The sequence below is a fragment of the Salmonella sp. SSDFZ54 genome (assembly GCF_004010735.1).
GTDB lineage: Bacteria > Pseudomonadota > Gammaproteobacteria > Enterobacterales > Enterobacteriaceae > Salmonella > Salmonella enterica.
Genome location: NZ_CP034819.1, coordinates 1,703,386 through 1,720,826, shown reverse-complemented (window position 1 = coordinate 1,720,826; position 17,441 = coordinate 1,703,386). Strand labels below are relative to the sequence as shown.

Genomic DNA, 17,441 nt, shown 5'->3' with positions numbered 1-17,441 from the left:
AAGCGCGGCATGCGCCAACCGGAACAGGCTTATTATTAACCCGTTTAGCCATCATCGACCAGCCAATTTCCCCGCTGTCGGCAGCCGTGTCGTGGTAAATAATGAATACCGAGTAATGCGACGTGTATCCGGTCTGGAGAAGGAATGGCGAGGGAATAGTGCAGGCCGGGTAAAGCATGCCGCCTTACCCGGTACGGTAGTTTACTGCAATGGACTCAAGGTAATTTCGACGCGGCGGTTTTGCGCCTTACCTTCTGCCGTACTGTTGCTGGCGATCGGGTTCGCCGGACCCATTCCGCTGGTACGGATACGGCTGGCGTCGACGCCCTGGGTGATCAGCGAACTGGCGACGGAGTCAGCACGCTGCTGCGACAGACGCATATTCAGATCGTGGCTACCGGTACTGTCGGTGTAGCCCACCACATTGACGGCGGTCTTGGGATACTCTTTCAGCACCATCGCCACGCCGGTCAGCGTGTTAGCGCCTGCCGGTTTCAGCGTCGCGCTGCTGCTGTCGAAGGTGACATTATTCGGCATATTCAGAATGATATTATCGCCGCTTCGCGTCACGCTAACGCCTGTGCCCCGCATTTTGTCACGCAGTTTCGCTTCCTGTACGTCCATGTAGTAACCCACGCCGCCGCCCAGCGCCGCGCCAGCCGCCGCGCCAATCAGCGCGCCTTTACCGCGATCTTTTTTGGAGGAGGAGAGTGCGCCGATGCCTGCGCCGACCAGCGATCCAATACCCGCACCAATGCCGGATTTACCTGCTTCGCGTTCGCCGGTGTAAGGGTTTGTTGTGCAGCCAGATACTGCCAGGGCGCCGCTCACGATGGCAGCAATCACAAATACACGTTTTTTCATCTTAAATCCTTATCACTTTTTTATTTTTACCACAGCGACCGTGGCGGTTGATTATGACGTCTGCACATGAAGAAAATTCCAGGGAAAACTCTGAAATTTGTAAGTAACATTGATCGGCAAAATAAATAATCCCAATAATTCAGGAGCGAACCTTGACCCACGCACCATCGCGTCATTCGGTATTGACCGCCGCACACTGGGGGCCAGTCCGCGTTGAAACCGACGGAGAACGCATTTTTGCCTCGTATGGCGAACTCCCGACGGCACACCAGAACTCCCTGCAAACCGTTGTGCATGACCAGGTGCACAGTAAAACGCGGGTTCGCTTCCCGATGGTGCGTAAAGGGTTCCTGGCTTCCCCCGATAAGCCGCAAGGCATACGCGGGCAGGATGAGTTTGTTCGCGTAAGTTGGGATGACGCGCTGGATCTGATCCACGCTCAGCACAAACGTATTCGCGAAAGTTATGGGCCATCGTCCATCTTCGCTGGCTCCTACGGTTGGCGTTCGAACGGCGTATTGCATAAAGCGGCTACGCTATTGCAGCGTTACATGGCGCTGGCGGGAGGGTATACCGGCCATCTTGGCGATTATTCCACCGGCGCGGCGCAGGCTATCATGCCTTATGTGGTGGGTGGCAACGAGGTTTACCAGCAGCAGACTAGCTGGCCGGTGGTGCTGGAACACAGCGAGGTGGTGGTGCTCTGGAGCGCGAATCCGCTGAATACTCTGAAAATTGCCTGGAATGCCTCGGATGAACAGGGGCTCGACTATTTTGCGGCGTTGCGACAAAGCGGCAAGCGCCTGATCTGCATCGATCCGATGCGATCGGAAAGCGTCGACTTTTTTGGCGATAAGATGGAGTGGATCGCCCCGCATATGGGCACCGATGTGGCGTTAATGTTGGGGATCGCCCATACGCTGGTGGAAAACGGTTGGCAGGATGAAGCGTTCCTTGCCCGCTGCACAACGGGTTATGACCGCTTCGCCGACTATCTTTTGGGCACGACCGACGGTACGGCCAAAACAGCGGAATGGGCGGCGGAAATTTGCGGCGTTTCTGCGGTGAAAATCCGCGAACTGGCGGAAATATTTCATCATAACACCACTATGTTGATGGCCGGTTGGGGAATGCAGCGTCAGCAGTTCGGCGAGCAAAAGCACTGGATGATCGTTACGCTGGCCGCAATGCTGGGGCAAATTGGTACGCCTGGCGGCGGGTTTGGTTTTTCTTATCATTTTGCTAATGGCGGAAACCCGACGCGCCGCGCCGCCGTGTTAGCCTCGATGCAGGGAAGCATCCCTGGCGGGGTCGATGCGGTAGATAAAATACCGGTGGCGCGTATTGTCGAGGCGCTGGAAAACCCCGGTGGGTTTTACCAACACAATGGGATGGATCGCCGCTTCCCGGATATTCGTTTTATCTGGTGGGCGGGCGGCGCGAACTTTACCCATCATCAGGATACCAACCGTCTGATTCGCGCGTGGCAAAAACCGGAACTGGTCGTTATCTCGGAATGTTTCTGGACGGCCGCCGCGAAACACGCGGATATTGTTCTGCCTGCGACCACCAGCTATGAGCGTAACGATTTAACCATGACCGGCGACTATAGCAATCAACATTTGGCGCCGATGAAGCAGGTCGTGTCGCCCCGGTGGGAGGCGCGGAATGATTTTGACGTTTTTGCTGAACTGAGCGAACGGTGGGAAGACGGTGGTTACGCTCGGTTCACCGAAGGAAAAAGCGAGCTGGCGTGGCTGGAGACTTTCTACAATATTGCCGCCCAGCGTGGCGCCAGCCAGGGGGTGACGCTGCCGCCGTTTGCCGCATTCTGGCAGGCTAACCGTTTACTGGAGATGCCGGAAAATCCCGCCAACGCGCAGTTTGTGCGCTTCGCGGATTTTCGCCGCGATCCTGATAACCATCCGCTAAAAACGGCCAGCGGCAAAATCGAAATCTATTCTACGCGCATTGCCAGCTATGGTTACGCGGATTGTCCCGGTCATCCGATGTGGCTGGTGCCGGATGAGTGGCACGGGAACGCCGATGCGGGGCAGGTTCAGCTACTTTCCGCGCATCCGGCGCATCGTCTGCATAGCCAGCTCAACTACAGTTCATTACGGGAGCGGTATGCGGTAGCCGGACGCGAACCGGTGACGATTCATCCGCAGGATGCGACAACGCGCGGAATCGTCGATGGCGATACGGTACGCGTCTGGAATCATCGCGGGCAGGTTCTGGCGGGCGCGGTCGTTACCGACGGAATTCGGCCTGGCGTGATCTGTATTCACGAAGGCGCATGGCCGGACCCTGAACCTACCGCAGGCGGCATATGCAAAAACGGCGCGGTAAACGTCCTGACAAAAGATCTTCCCAGTTCCCGGCTGGGGAACGGTTGTGCGGGCAACACCGCGCTGGTCTGGTTTGAGAAATATACCGGCCCGGCGCTACCGCTTACGGCGTTTGATCCGCCTGCCAACTCATAATCCAGGTGGGGTGGGCGGTATCCTCCTGCCAGGCGCTATCTTCAATACGAAAACCAAGCGCATGGTAGAAGTTTACGGCGGATTGATTTTTCTGGTAAACCTCAAGGCTCAGCAGAGGAAAACGTTGCTGGACATATTCCAGAAGCGCTTTGCCAATGCCCTGTCTTAACGCGTCGGGGGCGACAAACAGCGCCCCGACAAAACGGGCTTCCAGTACGCTGACGAAGCCTTTCAGTTGTCCATTTTCCTCCCATACCCAGGTTTGCGCGGCGGGTAAATAGACGTCGCGTACAATTGCTTCGCTCTCGTGCCAGTAACGTTCTTCGATAAAGGGATGGGCATAAATGGTACTTTTCATCCACAGCGCCAGAATAGACGCCATGTCTTCACTCTGGGATTTGCGAATCATGTTTTTCTCCCGGATGGCAAAAACAGCCGGTAATATGGTCGTTGACCAGTCCGCACGCCTGCATAAAGGAGTAACAGATAGTCGTACCGACAAACTTGAAACCGCGTTTTTTCAATGCCTTAGCAAGCGCATCGGACGCAGGTGTTGAGGTAGGGATCTCATCCAGGCTGGCCGCCTGGGTGATCTGCGGCTGGCCATCAACGAATGACCAGACAAAATCGGCGAAAGACTCGCCGTTTTGCTCCATCGCAAGCCAGGCGCGGGCGTTACTGATAATGGCCTGAATTTTACCGCGATGTCGTATGATGCCCGTGTTCTGCAGCAGGCGTTCAACCTCCTCCTCCTGCATAGCTGCGATGCGTACCGGGTCAAACTGATGAAAACAGGCGCGGTAGTTCTCCCTCTTTTTAAGCACGGTGATCCAGGATAAACCGGCCTGTTGACCTTCAAGACAGATCATTTCAAACAGCTTTCTGCTATCGGTTTCCGGTACGCCCCACTCGTTATCATGATAGGCAATATAAAGGGGGTCCTGGCTGACCCAGTCGCAACGCTGCATAGACTTCCTCGTTATTGTGGTTACCGCGAAAATTTCCTTCAACCCGCCTTGACGGGCCCGCTAAAAGGACAATAGTTAATACAGGGCTGATGCCCGACATCCTTCATTCAATGACAATAATATCGCCGAATTCGGCTCTACTCTGGAGTCGCGTTGATGATTGTAAGAAAACGCCGTGGTCGCCGGACGTTGTGTTGTCTGGCGGGCCTTATGGCCTGCTCGTTTTTTATCAATACCACGTATGCCTGGCAACAAGAATATATCGCTGAAGCGGCTCCGGGGCATACGACGGAACGCTATACCTGGGACAGCGATCACCAACCGAATTACAACGACATACTGGCCGAACGTATTCAGTCTACGCAAAATACGGTGGGTCCGGTGCTTAGCCTGGCGGATGAAACCCCGCTTGATGCGACCAGCGGTATCAGTATGGGCTGGAATTTTCCGCTTTCCCGACGCGTGACCACTGGGCCGGTCGCGGCGTTGCATTACGACGGTTCGACGTCATCAATGTATAACGAATATGGCGATAGCGCGACGACATTAGCGCTTACCGATCCGTTATGGCATGCCAGCGTCAGCACGTTAGGCTGGCGGGTAAACTCGCAGTTCGGCGATGTCCGTCCCTGGGCGCAAATCAGCTATAACCAACAGTTTGGGGAAAATATCTGGAAAGCGCAGTCCGGGTTGAGTCGTATGACCGCAGGAAATCAGGCGGGAAACTGGTTGGATGTCACCGTAGGCGCGGACGTGTTACTTAACCCGCACATGGCAGCGTATGCGGCGTTTTCCCAGGCGGAAAACAGCGCTACGGATAGTGATTATTTGTATACCCTGGGGGTGAGCGCCAGGTTTTAACTTAAAAATTACCATCGAAACGCTGTGATAACAGATCTTGTGGCGGAAGTAGGGTGCTAACCTTCTGCGTTATCTTTGCGCTGTTAATCATCTCGCTGGCAGTTTCCACCACTATTCGCCAGCCGCAGCGAGAGGGGGTTAGCGAAGCGTCTGCGTAATACATGCAACACCAGGCGTACAGCGCACCCATTTGGTGCTCTTTATTTTTATTTAGCACAAATACCTAATCAATTGGAGTTAAAAAAACGTCTAATAAATAAGGAAGGCATTTAACTTATTTATGAATCAGAAGAAATAATATATTAATTATATTAATTTATTCTTAATAAAAATTTACATTTATGTACGTTACATTTGTAACATATTGATTTCTATTTTTTTTAAGATTAACTAAAAATTATTTTTATATATACTAATTATTGTATCCAATCCCCACCTCTATACACTCCATTTCCTCACAGAATGCAGATAACCCTAAGGATGCGTTCTGTTATCTACCGTCATAAATGGAGTTTTTAATGAAAAAAGTTGTTTTTGCTCTGTCTGCTCTCGCTGTAGTTTCCACTTCTGCTTTCGCTGCTGAATCTGGTGACGGCACCATTAAATTCACCGGTGAAATCGTTGACGCGCCATGCGTCGTTTCTACTGACTCTCAGAACCAGGAAGTTGTGCTGGGTCAGGTTAAGAAAAATATCTTCAAAGCCATTGGCGATAAATCTGTTTCCAAGCCTTTCCAAATCAAACTGGAAGACTGTGACATCACCTCTCAAACCAAAGTTAACGTGAGCTTCGCTGGCGTTGGAGATGCAGACGACGCGACACTGGTTTCTGTTAACACTGAAGCAGGTGCGGCAACTGGCGTGGGCATCGGTATCTACGACAACGCTAACAAGCTTGTTGAAATGAACACCGGTAAATCCACCACTACGCTGGCTGCTGGTCAGACCGTGCTGTACTACACCGCTAACTACGTTGCAACAAAAGATACTGTAACCACTGGTTACGGTAACGCAGAAGTGGACTTCAACCTGTCCTACGAATAATCGAATTTTCGTTAATACAGTCAATCATAATGGCAACGGAAATCCCGTTGCCATTTTTTCCAGCGGAGGCTCAGGAAGAGAATCATGAACCGCTCACGTTTGATATCTTGCACAGCACTGGTGCTGGCGCTGATTGCTCAAAACAGTTTTGCCGGTGGCGTGGCATTAAGCAGCACACGTGTTATTTATGACGGTAGTAGAAAGGAAGCTTCTCTTACGGTAAATAATAAAAGCACCACGGATGAATTTCTCATTCAGTCATGGATTGATGACGCTAACGGTAATAAAAAGACGCCCTTTATCATCACTCCACCGTTATTTAAATTAAGTCCGACTAAAAATAACGTTTTACGTATTGTTAATACGACGAGCACGTTACCGCAGGATCGCGAGTCCGTTTATTGGATTAACGTAAAAGCTATTCCTGCCAAAAGTGAAGACGCGGAAGCTAAAAACGTACTGCAGATCGCCGTACGTACCCGCTTAAAACTGTTCTATCGTCCGGCGGGCCTGAAAGGCAATAGCATGGACGGCTGGAACAAACTGCAGTTCACCAGCGCAGGGGCTAACCAGATCAAAGTGGAAAACCCATCTGCCTTTAACCTGACGTTTAATAAATTTTATGCCAACGGCCGTGATATTGAAAAAACGGGAATGGTTCCGGCAAAAGGCTCATTGAATATTGAACTGCCAGCCGGCACCGGCAAGGTAAGCGAAGTTAAATACAACATTATTAATGACTTTGGCACGGCTGGCGACATGTTGACACAGCGCGTTAACTAACACGTTTTAAAGGATTATTACTATGACATGGACGCATCTTCCTCTGGGCAATAAGACCTCGCGTTTTACGCAGTCTGCGCTTGCGCTGATGATAGCGAGTACGCTCCCCGCGTATGCGGGAACATTTAACCCGCGCTTTCTGGAGGATGTGCCGGGTATTGATCAGCACGTTGACCTTTCAATGTATGAATCCAATAAAGCTGAACACCTGCCAGGTAAATACCGCGTCTCGGTGGTGGTCAACGAAAAAAAAATGGAGTCTCGCACCCTGGAATTTAAGGCAGCGACAGAGGCGCAGCGCGCAAAAATGGGTGAATCCCTGGTGCCGTGCTTAAGCCGCGTGCAGCTTGAAGATATGGGCGTGCGTATTGATAGCTTCCCGGCGCTGAAAATGGCCCCGCCTGAAGCCTGCGTTGCTTTTGACGACATTATTCCCCAGGCCGCCAGCCATTTCGATTTTGCAGACCAGACCCTGATCATGAGCTTCCCGCAGGCTGCGATGAAGCAGACAGCGCGCGGTACAGTGCCAGAATCGCAGTGGGACGAAGGGGTGAATGCCCTGCTGGTGGATTATAACTTCTCCGGCAGCAACGCCAGCTATGACGCGCACGACAGTGAGACCAACTACAACAGCGACAGCTACTATCTGAACCTGCGCAGCGGTATGAATCTGGGGGCATGGCGGTTACGTAACTATAGTACCTGGACGCGAAACGACGGTAACAACACATGGGATAACATTGGCACATCCCTAAGCCGTGCCATTGTGCCGCTGAAATCACAGCTGACGTTGGGGGATACCTCCACTGCCGGTGATATTTTTGACAGCGTTCAGATGCGCGGGGTGCAGTTAACTTCCGACGAAGAGATGCTGCCTGACAGCCAGCGCGGGTTTGCGCCCGTCATCCGGGGTATTGCCAAAAGTAACGCCGAAGTCACCGTTGAGCAGAACAACTACGTTATTTACCGTACGTTTGTTCAGCCGGGTGCGTTTGAAATTAACGACCTGTATCCAACCTCAAACAGCGGCGACCTGACGGTCACCATTAAAGAATCGGACGGCAGTGAGCAGAAGTTCGTTCAGCCGTTCTCCTCGGTGGCGCTCCTCCAGCGTGAAGGCCATCTCAAGTACAGCCTTTCCGCCGGGGAATACCGTGCCGGGAACTATAATAGCGCCGAGCCGAAATTCGGGCAGCTTGATGCCATGTACGGCCTGCCGTATGGCTTTACCGTTTACGGTGGTGCGATCTTCTCTGACGACTATTACTCGCTGGCGGGAGGATTAGGTAAAAACTTCGGCTATATCGGCGCGATCTCCATCGATGTAACCCAGGCAAAAAGCAAGCTGGCAAATGAGGAGAATTCGGAAGGTCAGTCTTATCGTTTCCTCTACTCCAAGAGCTTTAACAGCGGTACCGATTTCCGTCTGCTGGGTTACAAGTATTCGACCAGCGGCTATTACACCTTCCAGGAAGCGACGGATGTGCGCAGCGATGCGGACAGCTCTTATAGCCAGTATCACAAACGTAGTCAGATTCAGGGCAACGTAACGCAGCAACTGGGCGCCTGGGGCTCGGTCTATTTTAACGTCACGCAGCAGGACTACTGGAACGATGAAGGTAAACAGCGTTCGCTGAATGCCGGTTATAACGGCCGTATTGGCCGCGTGAACTACAGCATTGCTTACACCTGGACGAAAAGCCCGGAGTGGGATGAGAGCGATCGTTTACTGTCATTCTCCATGTCGATTCCACTGGGACGCGTGTGGAGTAACTACCACCTCACGACCGATCAGCATGGCCGAACCAACCAGCAGTTAGGGGTGAGCGGCACCGCGCTGGAAGACCACAACCTGAACTATAGCGTGCAGGAAGGCTACGGCAGCAACGGCGTGGGTAACAGCGGCAGCGTGAACCTGGATTACCAGGGCGGCGTGGGTAGCGCCAGTCTGGGTTACAATTACAACCGTGACGGCCAGCAGGTGAACTACGGTTTGCGCGGCGGTGTAATAGCCCATAGCGAAGGTATCACTCTTTCTCAACCGCTGGGTGAATCCATGGCCATTATCTCCGCGCCGGGCGCGCGCGGCGCGCACGTGATCAACAACGGTGGTGTGGAAGTGGACTGGATGGGTAATGCGGTCGTGCCTTATCTCACCCCGTACCGTGAAACGGAAGTCTCACTGCGAAGCGACAGCCTGAACAACCAGGTTGACCTGGATACCGCCTCCGTCAACGTAGTGCCGACGCGCGGCGCGATTGTTCGTGCCCGCTTCGATACCCGAGTGGGCTATCGCGTGCTGATGAACCTGACGCAGGCCAATGGCAAAGCGGTGCCGTTTGGTGCTACCGCCACGCTGCTGGATACCACAAAAGAGTCCAGCAGTATCGTGGGTGAAGACGGTCAGCTTTATATCAGCGGGATGCCGGAGAAAGGTGCCCTTCAGGTGAACTGGGGTAAAGACCAGGCACAGCAATGCCGCGTGGCGTTTACGCTGCCGGAACAACAGGATAATACCGGCGTGGTGATGGCGAATGCCGTCTGCCGGTAACAGGGAAGGAAACGATTATGTTGAAAAAGTTGATAATGTTTGCGGGCCTGCTGGGTGGGTCGGTGCTGTTTTCTGGCCAGGTGCTGGCGGCAGCGGATTGGGGGGCGTGTACGCCTGACGGCGGGACTCATGTTTTTTCGGCCACGCTGAATAAAACCATCACCGATACGTCCAAGAATGCCTCAGGTATGGTTTTCCGTGATTTTTGGTCGTGGGATTTAGGGGGGGATTACGATGCTGTTTGTGAATGTCCAGAGGGGACTGCTACGGCATCGACATATTATAAAGCTACTTCCCCCCTCGCTCCTGGCCACAGCGAAGGCGAACGCCAATATTTTATTATCAATAATAATATCCAGATTTCAGTCGATGTTTGGGTTCAGGGACACTATCAGGATTATAAAACAGCGCCATTTTCTAATTTAGATAATCTGTCCGCCGCCAGAGCAGGCTGCACTGTGGGTGATGTACGGTTTACAACAGGAAGCAAAGGAAAATTATCTCTTTATATTAATCATCCATTTGTCGGTGAACTGCAAATACCGAGTACAAAGATACTGGACTTGTTTGGAACCCACAAAGTAGACGTTTATAATGCCAGTCCGTTGGCATCCGTATATTTAAGTGGGAGCATCATCGTTCCACAGGGCTGTGAACTCTCCAGCGGCAGCACGCTGGAAATTCCGTTTGGGGAATTTAAGGCCACTGATTTTAAAGATCGCAAAGGACAAGTTGCAAAGAACGCCACGAAATTCACCAAAGAGCTGCAGTTTAAATGCACCAATATTTCCGATGGCGTAAAGATCTTCCTGCGTATTGAGGGAATGCCAAACGCTAATGATTCGAATGCCATCGACATGGGCAACCCGGATATCGGTGCCATCATTGAGGGTGCTAACGGTAAAATTTTGGTGCCAAATGACGCCAGTGTTAATCAGGAGCTGAGCGTATCGGGTCTTGTTGACGACACGCACCGTACCGCCTCAACGACCATTTCGGCTTACCCCATCAGTACCACCGGCAAATTGCCGGCCGCCGGGGATTTCGAGGGAATTGCCACCATGCGTATTGATGTGGAGTAAGCAGGATGAAAAACCTTCATGCTTTGATGCCAGCGTGTTTACTGCTTACCACTTCCGCGATGGCGGCACCGTCGAATATCGGTTCTGCTGGTGATATCCACTTTACCATTACTATTAAGGCGGCTACCTGTGAACTGGAAAACGACAGTATCGACGTCAATATGGAGACTGTGGTGCTTCAGCGCCCGGTAAAAGTGGGTAAAGAGCTGAACCAGAAAAACTTTAGCATCGGCTTAAAAGATTGCGCGTATGCCACAAAGGCCAGCGTTACGATGGACGGTTCTCCAGACCCGACTGACCCCTCGCTTTTTGCCCTGGATAGCGGCGGCGCGACGGGCGTGGCGTTAAAAATTAAAACATCTGGTGGGACGCAACAATACCCCTCCAGTACCGACTCTACTCCTGTCGAACACACCGTCTGGTTTGATGGTACTAACAAGCTGAACTATATCGCCAGCTATGTGCCTGTTAAGCCGGATGCCACCGTTGGCCCAGCGAATGCGACGGTGAATTTTAGCGTCACATACGAATAATCACTGAGGGCCAGTTCGCTGGCCCTTTTCCATTTTTAGTGATTTTTTGTAAAAATCTTCTCCGATCACACTCTCCGTTGCCACTTTCCCCTCTGCTTGTGGTCTACTTAACCGTGCTTGTAGACTTTCTCACATCTGCGTTAGCCGCATATTTACCTGTTTGATTACAGAATCGTTGTACAGGTCGTTTTTATCCCGATTCCCAGGGTTTGTTTGCATGAGATACATTAAATCGATGACGCAACAGAAACTTAGTTTCTTGCTTGCGCTCTATATCGGTCTGTTTATGAATTGCGCCGTGTTTTACCGCCGTTTCGGCAGTTATGCGCAAGAATTTACCATTTGGAAAGGCCTCTCCGCAGTTGTCGAACTTGGCGCCACGGTGCTGGTCACTTTCTTCTTACTTCGTCTTCTTTCACTGTTTGGCCGACGCGTCTGGCGTGTGCTGGCCACGCTGGTGGTGCTGTTTTCCGCTGGCGCCAGTTATTACATGACCTTCCTGAACGTGGTGATTGGCTACGGCATTATTGCGTCTGTTATGACCACCGATATCGATCTCTCGAAAGAGGTGGTGGGGCTGCACTTCGTATTGTGGCTGATTGCCGTGAGCGTGCTTCCGCTCATCTTCATCTGGAGTAACCACTGTCGCTACACGTTGTTGCGCCAGCTACGTACGCCGGGGCAGCGTTTTCGCAGCGCCGCTGTAGTGGTACTCGCAGGCGTAATGGTGTGGGCGCCTATCCGCCTGCTGGATGTACAGCAAAAAAAGGTTGAACGGGCGACAGGTATCGACTTACCCAGCTATGGCGGCGTGGTGGCGAACTCCTACCTGCCCTCAAACTGGTTATCTGCGTTAGGGCTGTATGCCTGGGCGCAGGTAGATGAGTCGTCGGACAATAATTCGTTAATAAACCCGGCCAGGAAATTTACCTATGTTGCGCCGAAGGATGGGGATGACACCTACGTCGTTTTCATTATCGGTGAGACGACCCGTTGGGATCACATGGGGATTTTCGGCTACGAGCGTAATACCACGCCGAAACTGGCGCAGGAAAAAAATCTGGCGGCGTTCCGCGGCTATTCTTGCGATACCGCGACGAAGCTTTCTTTACGCTGTATGTTTGTACGGGAAGGCGGGGCGGATAATAACCCGCAGCGTACCTTAAAAGAGCAGAATGTTTTTGCCGTACTCAAACAGCTCGGATTCAGTTCCGATCTGTACGCCATGCAGAGCGAGATGTGGTTCTATAGCAATACCATGGCGGATAATATCTCCTACCGCGAGCAGATCGGCGCCGAGCCGCGTAACCGCGGTAAAACGGTTGATGACATGCTGTTGATTGATGAGATGCAGAACTCGCTTGCCCAGAACCCGGAGGGTAAGCATCTGATTATCCTGCATACTAAGGGGTCGCATTTTAACTATACGCAACGTTATCCGCGCAGCTACGCTCAGTGGAAGCCCGAATGTATTGGGGTCGATAGCGGCTGCACGAAAGCGCAGATGATCAACTCTTACGATAACTCCGTGACCTATGTGGATCACTTTATTACCAGTGTGTTCGATCAGCTGCGTGATAAAAAAGCGATTGTGTTCTACGCGGCTGACCACGGCGAGTCGATTAACGAACGCGAACATTTGCACGGTACGCCGCGCAATATGGCGCCGCCGGAGCAATTCCGTGTTCCGATGCTGGTATGGATGTCGGATAAATATCTTGCCAGTCCGCAACATGCGCAGATGTTCGCTCACCTGAAACAGCAGGCGGAGATCAAAGTGCCGCGTCGTCATGTGGAGCTGTACGATACGATAATGGGCTGCCTGGGGTATACATCGCCGGATGGCGGCATTAACCAGAACAACAACTGGTGCCATATTCCCGATGCGCAGAAAGTCGCCGCGAAGTAGGTTGTCTGCCGACTTTCTCGCCGATTGAATTGTATTTTGCGACTAAGGGATTGACGGGCGTGCGCCTGAGCAGTAAGATGCGCCCGCATTCGGTGATTGGCGCAGCCTGGTAGCGCACTTCGTTCGGGACGAAGGGGTCGGAGGTTCGAATCCTCTATCACCGACCAAATTCAGAAACCCTGCTCAACGAGCAGGGTTTTTTTGTATCTGAAGTCTGACGAGGATGAGAACCTCCGGGGGCAAGAGGTTCGACCCGAGCGAAGCGAGAGAACGTTGCGTCAGCAACGGCCCGCAGGGCGAGCCACGCAGTGGCGAGTCATCCTCTATCACCGACAGGTTGACGCTCTCACCACCAGTTCAGGCATGATCCCGTCGCTGTGGCTGACCTTCTTGCCCGCCAGTAAATCAAATAATAGTGTGATTGCCTGTCGCGCCACCTCATCAAGATGCATGTTCACTGCCGTCAGCGGCGGCAGCGATTCGCGCGCGCGGATACCATCATAGCGGGTGACCACGCGCATCCGCTCCGGGATAGCTACTGCTTGTTCCTGGAAAGCCCGTACCGCGCCGCTGGCAAAGGTGTCGATCAACACCAGCACGCCGTCAACGTCGGGATGTGCCTGTAATAGCTGCTGCGCGGCCTGGTAGCCGGCATTTTCACCCTCGCTTTCATTGAGAGAGTAGACGACGGGGTCCTGGCGCTCCGCGCACCAGCGCTGGTAAGCCGCTTCGCTCTCCAGAACTGATGTTCGCCGTGTGTTACCGACAAATAACGCACATTTGCTGGCACCGGAGGCCTCCAGATGCGTTAGCAGAAGCTGTGCTGTTGCCGCCGAGTGCAGCTCAACCCACGGCACAGGCGTGTCGGTCCCCGGCGTGCGGCCAATGGTGACGCAGGGAATGCCCGCTTGCGCCAGCGCCTGGAGCTGCGGGTCGTTCTCCGCCGGCTCAATCAGGATCGCCGCGTCAAAGCTGACGGCATCCAGTGGATTTGCCCCCGGCGGCACCAGAATCAGCGCATGCTGTTTTTCCAGCGCCATCATCGCGGACGTTAACGCCACCTCCATCATAAATCCCAGTCGTGACGCGCCGGAGGCAATCGCCAGCGGCACCGAAGAGAGCAAGGCAATGGTATTGGTTTTGCCGGTTCGCAACTGGCGGGCGCGAATATTCGGCGTGTAGTTGAGCGCAGCAATGGCCTCTTCAATACGCCGTCGCGTCTGCGGCTCGACAAAGCGGGTGTTGTGCAAGGCATTGGATACCGTCCCTGGCGACACGCCTGCATGGCGGGCAACATCAATCAACTTTGCGCGTTTTTTATTTTGAACAGCCATCTGCTTCCTGACCTGCGAAAATTTGCGCACAGGGTAGCATATTTACCAGACGGTAACGTTTGCTTTTTTTCAGTGAGGATCGTAAAAAACTCTTCATTAAAACGTTTTAATGGGGTATTTTGGCGCAAATTTATTCCTCAGGAGGCGATGTGGCACACTTAACTCAGGACTCGACTTTTACCCTTGGACGCCGTCCGGCGGGCCTTATCTACGCTGATAAGGCGAAGAGCTTTGGCGGCTATACGCTTTTTGCGCCGCAAACCGCCGAAGGGCGGGTTTACCTGGTGGACGAGCAGGGCGAAGTCGCGCATCAGTGGCAGCTTCCGGTTCGCGCCGGGCGTGATGCAGTGCTGCTGCCGAATGGTAATCTGGGTTATAACGGCAGCCACCGCACTTCAGCGAACCTCTATCCGGCGTGGGATCTCTGGCACGGCGGCGACTTCTACGAAGTGACGCCGGATAACGAAATCGTCTGGCATTACGAAGATATTTACCATCACCATGATGCGCAATGGTTGGCGAACGGTAATCTGCTGTATACCGCCGCGTCGCCGTTGCCTGCCGATATCGCCGCCCGTGTTACCGGCGGCGACCCGCGACGTGATGCGCCGGACGGCGTGATTCAGAGCGACGTCGTCAAAGAGGTCAATCGCGACGGTGAAGTGGTCTGGGAATGGCGTGCCTGGGAGCATTTGAATCCGGAAGATTTCCCGATTCATGATATTTTCGACCGCCGCCACTGGCCGATGATTAACGGCCTGTCCGTCACCCGTGATGGCCTGGTACTGATGAGCCTGCGCACGACGTCTGGCGTCATTGCCGTGGATAAAGAGAGCGGGAAGGTTATCTGGCATGCAGGGCCGGAAGTCGTAGCGCAGCAGCACACGCCGGTTGAGATGGAGAACGGGTCGATTCTGGTTTTCGATAACGGCAACCTGCGTCCCGGCGTCACCTCGCCGCATTCCACGGTGCTGGAGTTCGATCCGCAGACCAAAGCGATTACCTGGCAGTATCGCGATATCTTCCCGCCGGCATTTTTCTCGCCGTATATGGGGAGCGCGCAGCGGCTGGCGAACGGCAACACCTTTATCTGTGAATCGGCGTTTGGCCGCCTGTTTGAAGTCACCCCCGAAGGCGAAACGGTATGGGAATATATCATTCCGTTCTTTAATGAATATCCGGAGCACCTCAGTAAAGGCATTATTCCTGGAAAACAGAACAGCGCCTTCCGTGCGCATCGCTATGCCGCTGATGCCATTAGTTGGTTGAAATAATACAGACCGCCAGCCCGCGCTGGCGGTTATTTTTTTGATGTTTTATGGGAGTTAATCATGCCGCAACCTGGCCTTACTACGCCGGATAACGATGCATTACCCTGGCAAACCACCTTACTTTTGGCGCTTCAGCATGTGCTGGTCGTTGCCGCCACCCCCATTACCTCCGTCTTTCTGATCGCCAAAGCGCTCCACTTTACCGATACGGTGACCGCCTCGGTACTTAGCGCGACCTTTCTGATGTGCGGTCTGGGCGCTATTCTGCAAAGCCTGGGTGTGAAAGGGGTGGGCGCGCGTTTGCCGTTTATTATGGTACCGGGGGGCGCGCCGATTGCGATTTTCGTTGCGATCGCTTTACAGACCAATATCCAGACCGCGATTGGCGCCGTAATTCTGACCTCGCTGTTCTACTTTATCGCGTTGCCGATTTTCCGCCGCTGCCTGCACCATTTTCCCCCCTTTATCATTGGCATCATGCTACTAATGGTGTCGATTAACCTTATTCGCCTGTACGGCGGGTTGATCATTGGTCAGCCAGGGAGCGCCGACTTCGCTCATCCAACCAGTATCATTTTATCGCTGGGGACTATCCTGATAACGCTGATTTTCGCGCTGGCGTTTAGCGGTATTTTGCGCCAGCTGGCGGTGATGTTCGGCCTTTTAGCGGGAACGCTGCTGGGAATGGCGCTGGGTAGCACCGATTTTAGCGGTGTTGGTCACGGGCCGCTGTTTAGTTTCCCACAGCTTTTGCCGTTCGGCTGGCCGATTTTTGATCTCTCCGCCTCGCTGCCGTTGCTGATTTACGCGGTCATCTCTATGGCTGAAGCAACCGGGCAAACGATTGCTACCGCGGAAATAGTCAATTCCACGCAAAATGTGCAGCGGGCGATTCCACGTACCATTCGTGGTGATGCGGTAATGTCGCTGCTGGGGGGGATTTTTGGCACCTCCTTAATTATCACTTCCGGCGAAAATATTGGGGTGGTACGCACCACTAATGTGAAATCGCGTTTCGTGACTGCGGCTGCCGGAGGATTGTTAATCCTGATTGCCATATTCGCGCCGTTGGTACGTCTGGCGACCTGTCTGCCAGGTTCGGTGGTGTGCGGTACGGCGGTGATTGTCTTCAGCATTATCGGGGTTATCGGCATTGATATGATTGCGCGTGAGCCACTGCATACGCCGGGTAAAACCTACGCGCTGGCGATGGGGCTGGCCATGGGAATGCTACCTATACTGGTACCCGGCCTGTATCAGAATTTCCCGGCGGGCGTACAGATGGTCTTTGGCAACGGCATGGCAGCGGGGACGTTGACGGCGATTCTGGTGAACTCGTTGTTTAACTGGAGCGAAAAGCGCACGCAGGCCAGGGTCAAAAGTTAGTTTTTGTGATCGCGGTAGGCCGCACGACGGCCTACTTATTTACAATTTTGTGACATATTCGATGGTGTTTTTCAATGTCCGTATAACTCTTTTTTGCACACGGCTTATGGATAACCTCAGCATTTTCGCCTGTGCGTTTTAGCGTTAGTGGTATTAATCGCTCAGATAATCAACATATCGAAAGAAATTTTTCAATTAATGTCTAATTGTTAATCACTAACTGTTGCAAAATATTAAGTGAATAACTCTGCCTTTCTGCCTATAGCACAAATTTCCCTGCTGAAAATACCCTTCTGAACTTTTTTTAATCTTTGTTTGTTAATTCTCACCGTTGTTGTAAAAGCTGGTTACCTGTATTGACGTTTTGACA

14 protein-coding genes, 1 tRNA gene and 1 other RNA gene are annotated in these 17,441 nt (G+C 52.9%); 12 read left to right on the top strand and 4 right to left on the bottom strand.

Translation table 11 applies throughout. The features are described from left to right. Nucleotides 1-201: 201 nt before the first annotated feature. Complete coding sequence (locus EOS97_RS08620; RefSeq protein WP_000747548.1) at nt 202-864, bottom strand: OmpA family lipoprotein; 663 nt, start codon at nt 862-864, stop codon at nt 202-204. A 152-nt stretch (nt 865-1,016) separates the two neighbouring features. Here EOS97_RS08620 and EOS97_RS08615 point away from each other — a divergent pair, with 152 nt between their 5' ends. Further along, nucleotides 1,017-3,350 (top strand): molybdopterin guanine dinucleotide-containing S/N-oxide reductase, encoded by a 2,334-nt coding sequence (locus EOS97_RS08615; RefSeq protein WP_000148459.1) that lies wholly within the window; start codon nt 1,017-1,019, stop codon nt 3,348-3,350. On the opposite strand, the gene EOS97_RS08610 is transcribed toward EOS97_RS08615, so the two are convergent. Both EOS97_RS08610 and tag read right to left on the bottom strand, forming a co-directional pair. Further along, the gene (locus EOS97_RS08610) at nt 3,319-3,759 is read right to left on the bottom strand and encodes an N-acetyltransferase (RefSeq protein ID WP_000619905.1); all 441 of its coding nucleotides are present in this window, start codon (nt 3,757-3,759) and stop codon (nt 3,319-3,321) included. The two genes, EOS97_RS08615 and EOS97_RS08610, sit on opposite strands and share 32 nt — an antisense overlap. Next, on the bottom strand, nt 3,737-4,318 hold the full coding sequence (tag, locus tag EOS97_RS08605; RefSeq protein WP_001188420.1) for a DNA-3-methyladenine glycosylase I: 582 nt from the start codon (nt 4,316-4,318) through the stop codon (nt 3,737-3,739). Before tag ends, EOS97_RS08610 begins: the two co-directional genes overlap by 23 nt. Before the next feature lie 156 nt (nt 4,319-4,474). Between tag and EOS97_RS08600 the strand changes: the two genes are divergently transcribed. From EOS97_RS08600 to EOS97_RS08560, 9 genes are all read left to right on the top strand, one after another. Further along, nucleotides 4,475-5,179 carry an autotransporter outer membrane beta-barrel domain-containing protein gene (locus EOS97_RS08600; RefSeq protein WP_000637063.1) on the top strand — a complete coding sequence of 235 codons (705 nt, stop codon included), beginning with the start codon at nt 4,475-4,477 and terminating at the stop codon, nt 5,177-5,179. 518 nt (nt 5,180-5,697) lie between these two features. Beyond that, on the top strand, nt 5,698-6,222 hold the full coding sequence (gene lpfA, locus EOS97_RS08595; protein ID WP_001518613.1) for a long polar fimbria major subunit LpfA: 525 nt from the start codon (nt 5,698-5,700) through the stop codon (nt 6,220-6,222). An 84-nt stretch (nt 6,223-6,306) separates the two neighbouring features. Next, nucleotides 6,307-7,005 (top strand): long polar fimbrial chaperone LpfB, encoded by a 699-nt coding sequence (gene lpfB / locus EOS97_RS08590; RefSeq protein ID WP_001082125.1) that lies wholly within the window; start codon nt 6,307-6,309, stop codon nt 7,003-7,005. A gap of 22 nt (nt 7,006-7,027) precedes the next feature. Beyond that, complete coding sequence (gene lpfC / locus EOS97_RS08585) at nt 7,028-9,556, top strand: outer membrane usher protein LpfC (RefSeq protein ID WP_000220316.1); 2,529 nt, start codon at nt 7,028-7,030, stop codon at nt 9,554-9,556. A gap of 17 nt (nt 9,557-9,573) precedes the next feature. Beyond that, a complete protein-coding gene (gene lpfD, locus EOS97_RS08580; protein ID WP_000914250.1) occupies nt 9,574-10,638 on the top strand; it encodes a long polar fimbrial protein LpfD in 1,065 nt (354 codons plus the stop codon). Nucleotides 10,639-10,643: 5 nt separating this feature from the next. Continuing rightward, complete coding sequence (lpfE, locus tag EOS97_RS08575; protein ID WP_000792961.1) at nt 10,644-11,171, top strand: long polar fimbrial protein LpfE; 528 nt, start codon at nt 10,644-10,646, stop codon at nt 11,169-11,171. Between the two features lie 217 nt (nt 11,172-11,388). Beyond that, complete coding sequence (gene eptB / locus EOS97_RS08570) at nt 11,389-13,080, top strand: kdo(2)-lipid A phosphoethanolamine 7''-transferase (RefSeq protein ID WP_001269263.1); 1,692 nt, start codon at nt 11,389-11,391, stop codon at nt 13,078-13,080. A 90-nt stretch (nt 13,081-13,170) separates the two neighbouring features. Continuing rightward, nucleotides 13,171-13,247, top strand: a tRNA-Pro gene (locus tag EOS97_RS08565). A gap of 35 nt (nt 13,248-13,282) precedes the next feature. Further along, nucleotides 13,283-13,416: non-coding RNA, RtT sRNA (locus tag EOS97_RS08560), on the top strand. Here the strand turns inward: EOS97_RS08560 and EOS97_RS08555 are convergent. Beyond that, nucleotides 13,407-14,414 (bottom strand): substrate-binding domain-containing protein, encoded by a 1,008-nt coding sequence (locus EOS97_RS08555; RefSeq protein ID WP_000290690.1) that lies wholly within the window; start codon nt 14,412-14,414, stop codon nt 13,407-13,409. The genes EOS97_RS08560 and EOS97_RS08555 overlap by 10 nt on opposite strands. Before the next feature lie 149 nt (nt 14,415-14,563). On the opposite strand from EOS97_RS08555, the gene EOS97_RS08550 reads away from it, so the two are divergent. After that, nucleotides 14,564-15,688 carry an aryl-sulfate sulfotransferase gene (locus tag EOS97_RS08550; protein ID WP_000940825.1) on the top strand — a complete coding sequence of 375 codons (1,125 nt, stop codon included), beginning with the start codon at nt 14,564-14,566 and terminating at the stop codon, nt 15,686-15,688. A gap of 57 nt (nt 15,689-15,745) precedes the next feature. After that, nucleotides 15,746-17,071: a uracil-xanthine permease family protein gene (locus EOS97_RS08545; protein ID WP_001136077.1), complete on the top strand. Its 1,326-nt coding sequence runs from the start codon at nt 15,746-15,748 to the stop codon at nt 17,069-17,071. Nucleotides 17,072-17,441: the final 370 nt, after the last annotated feature.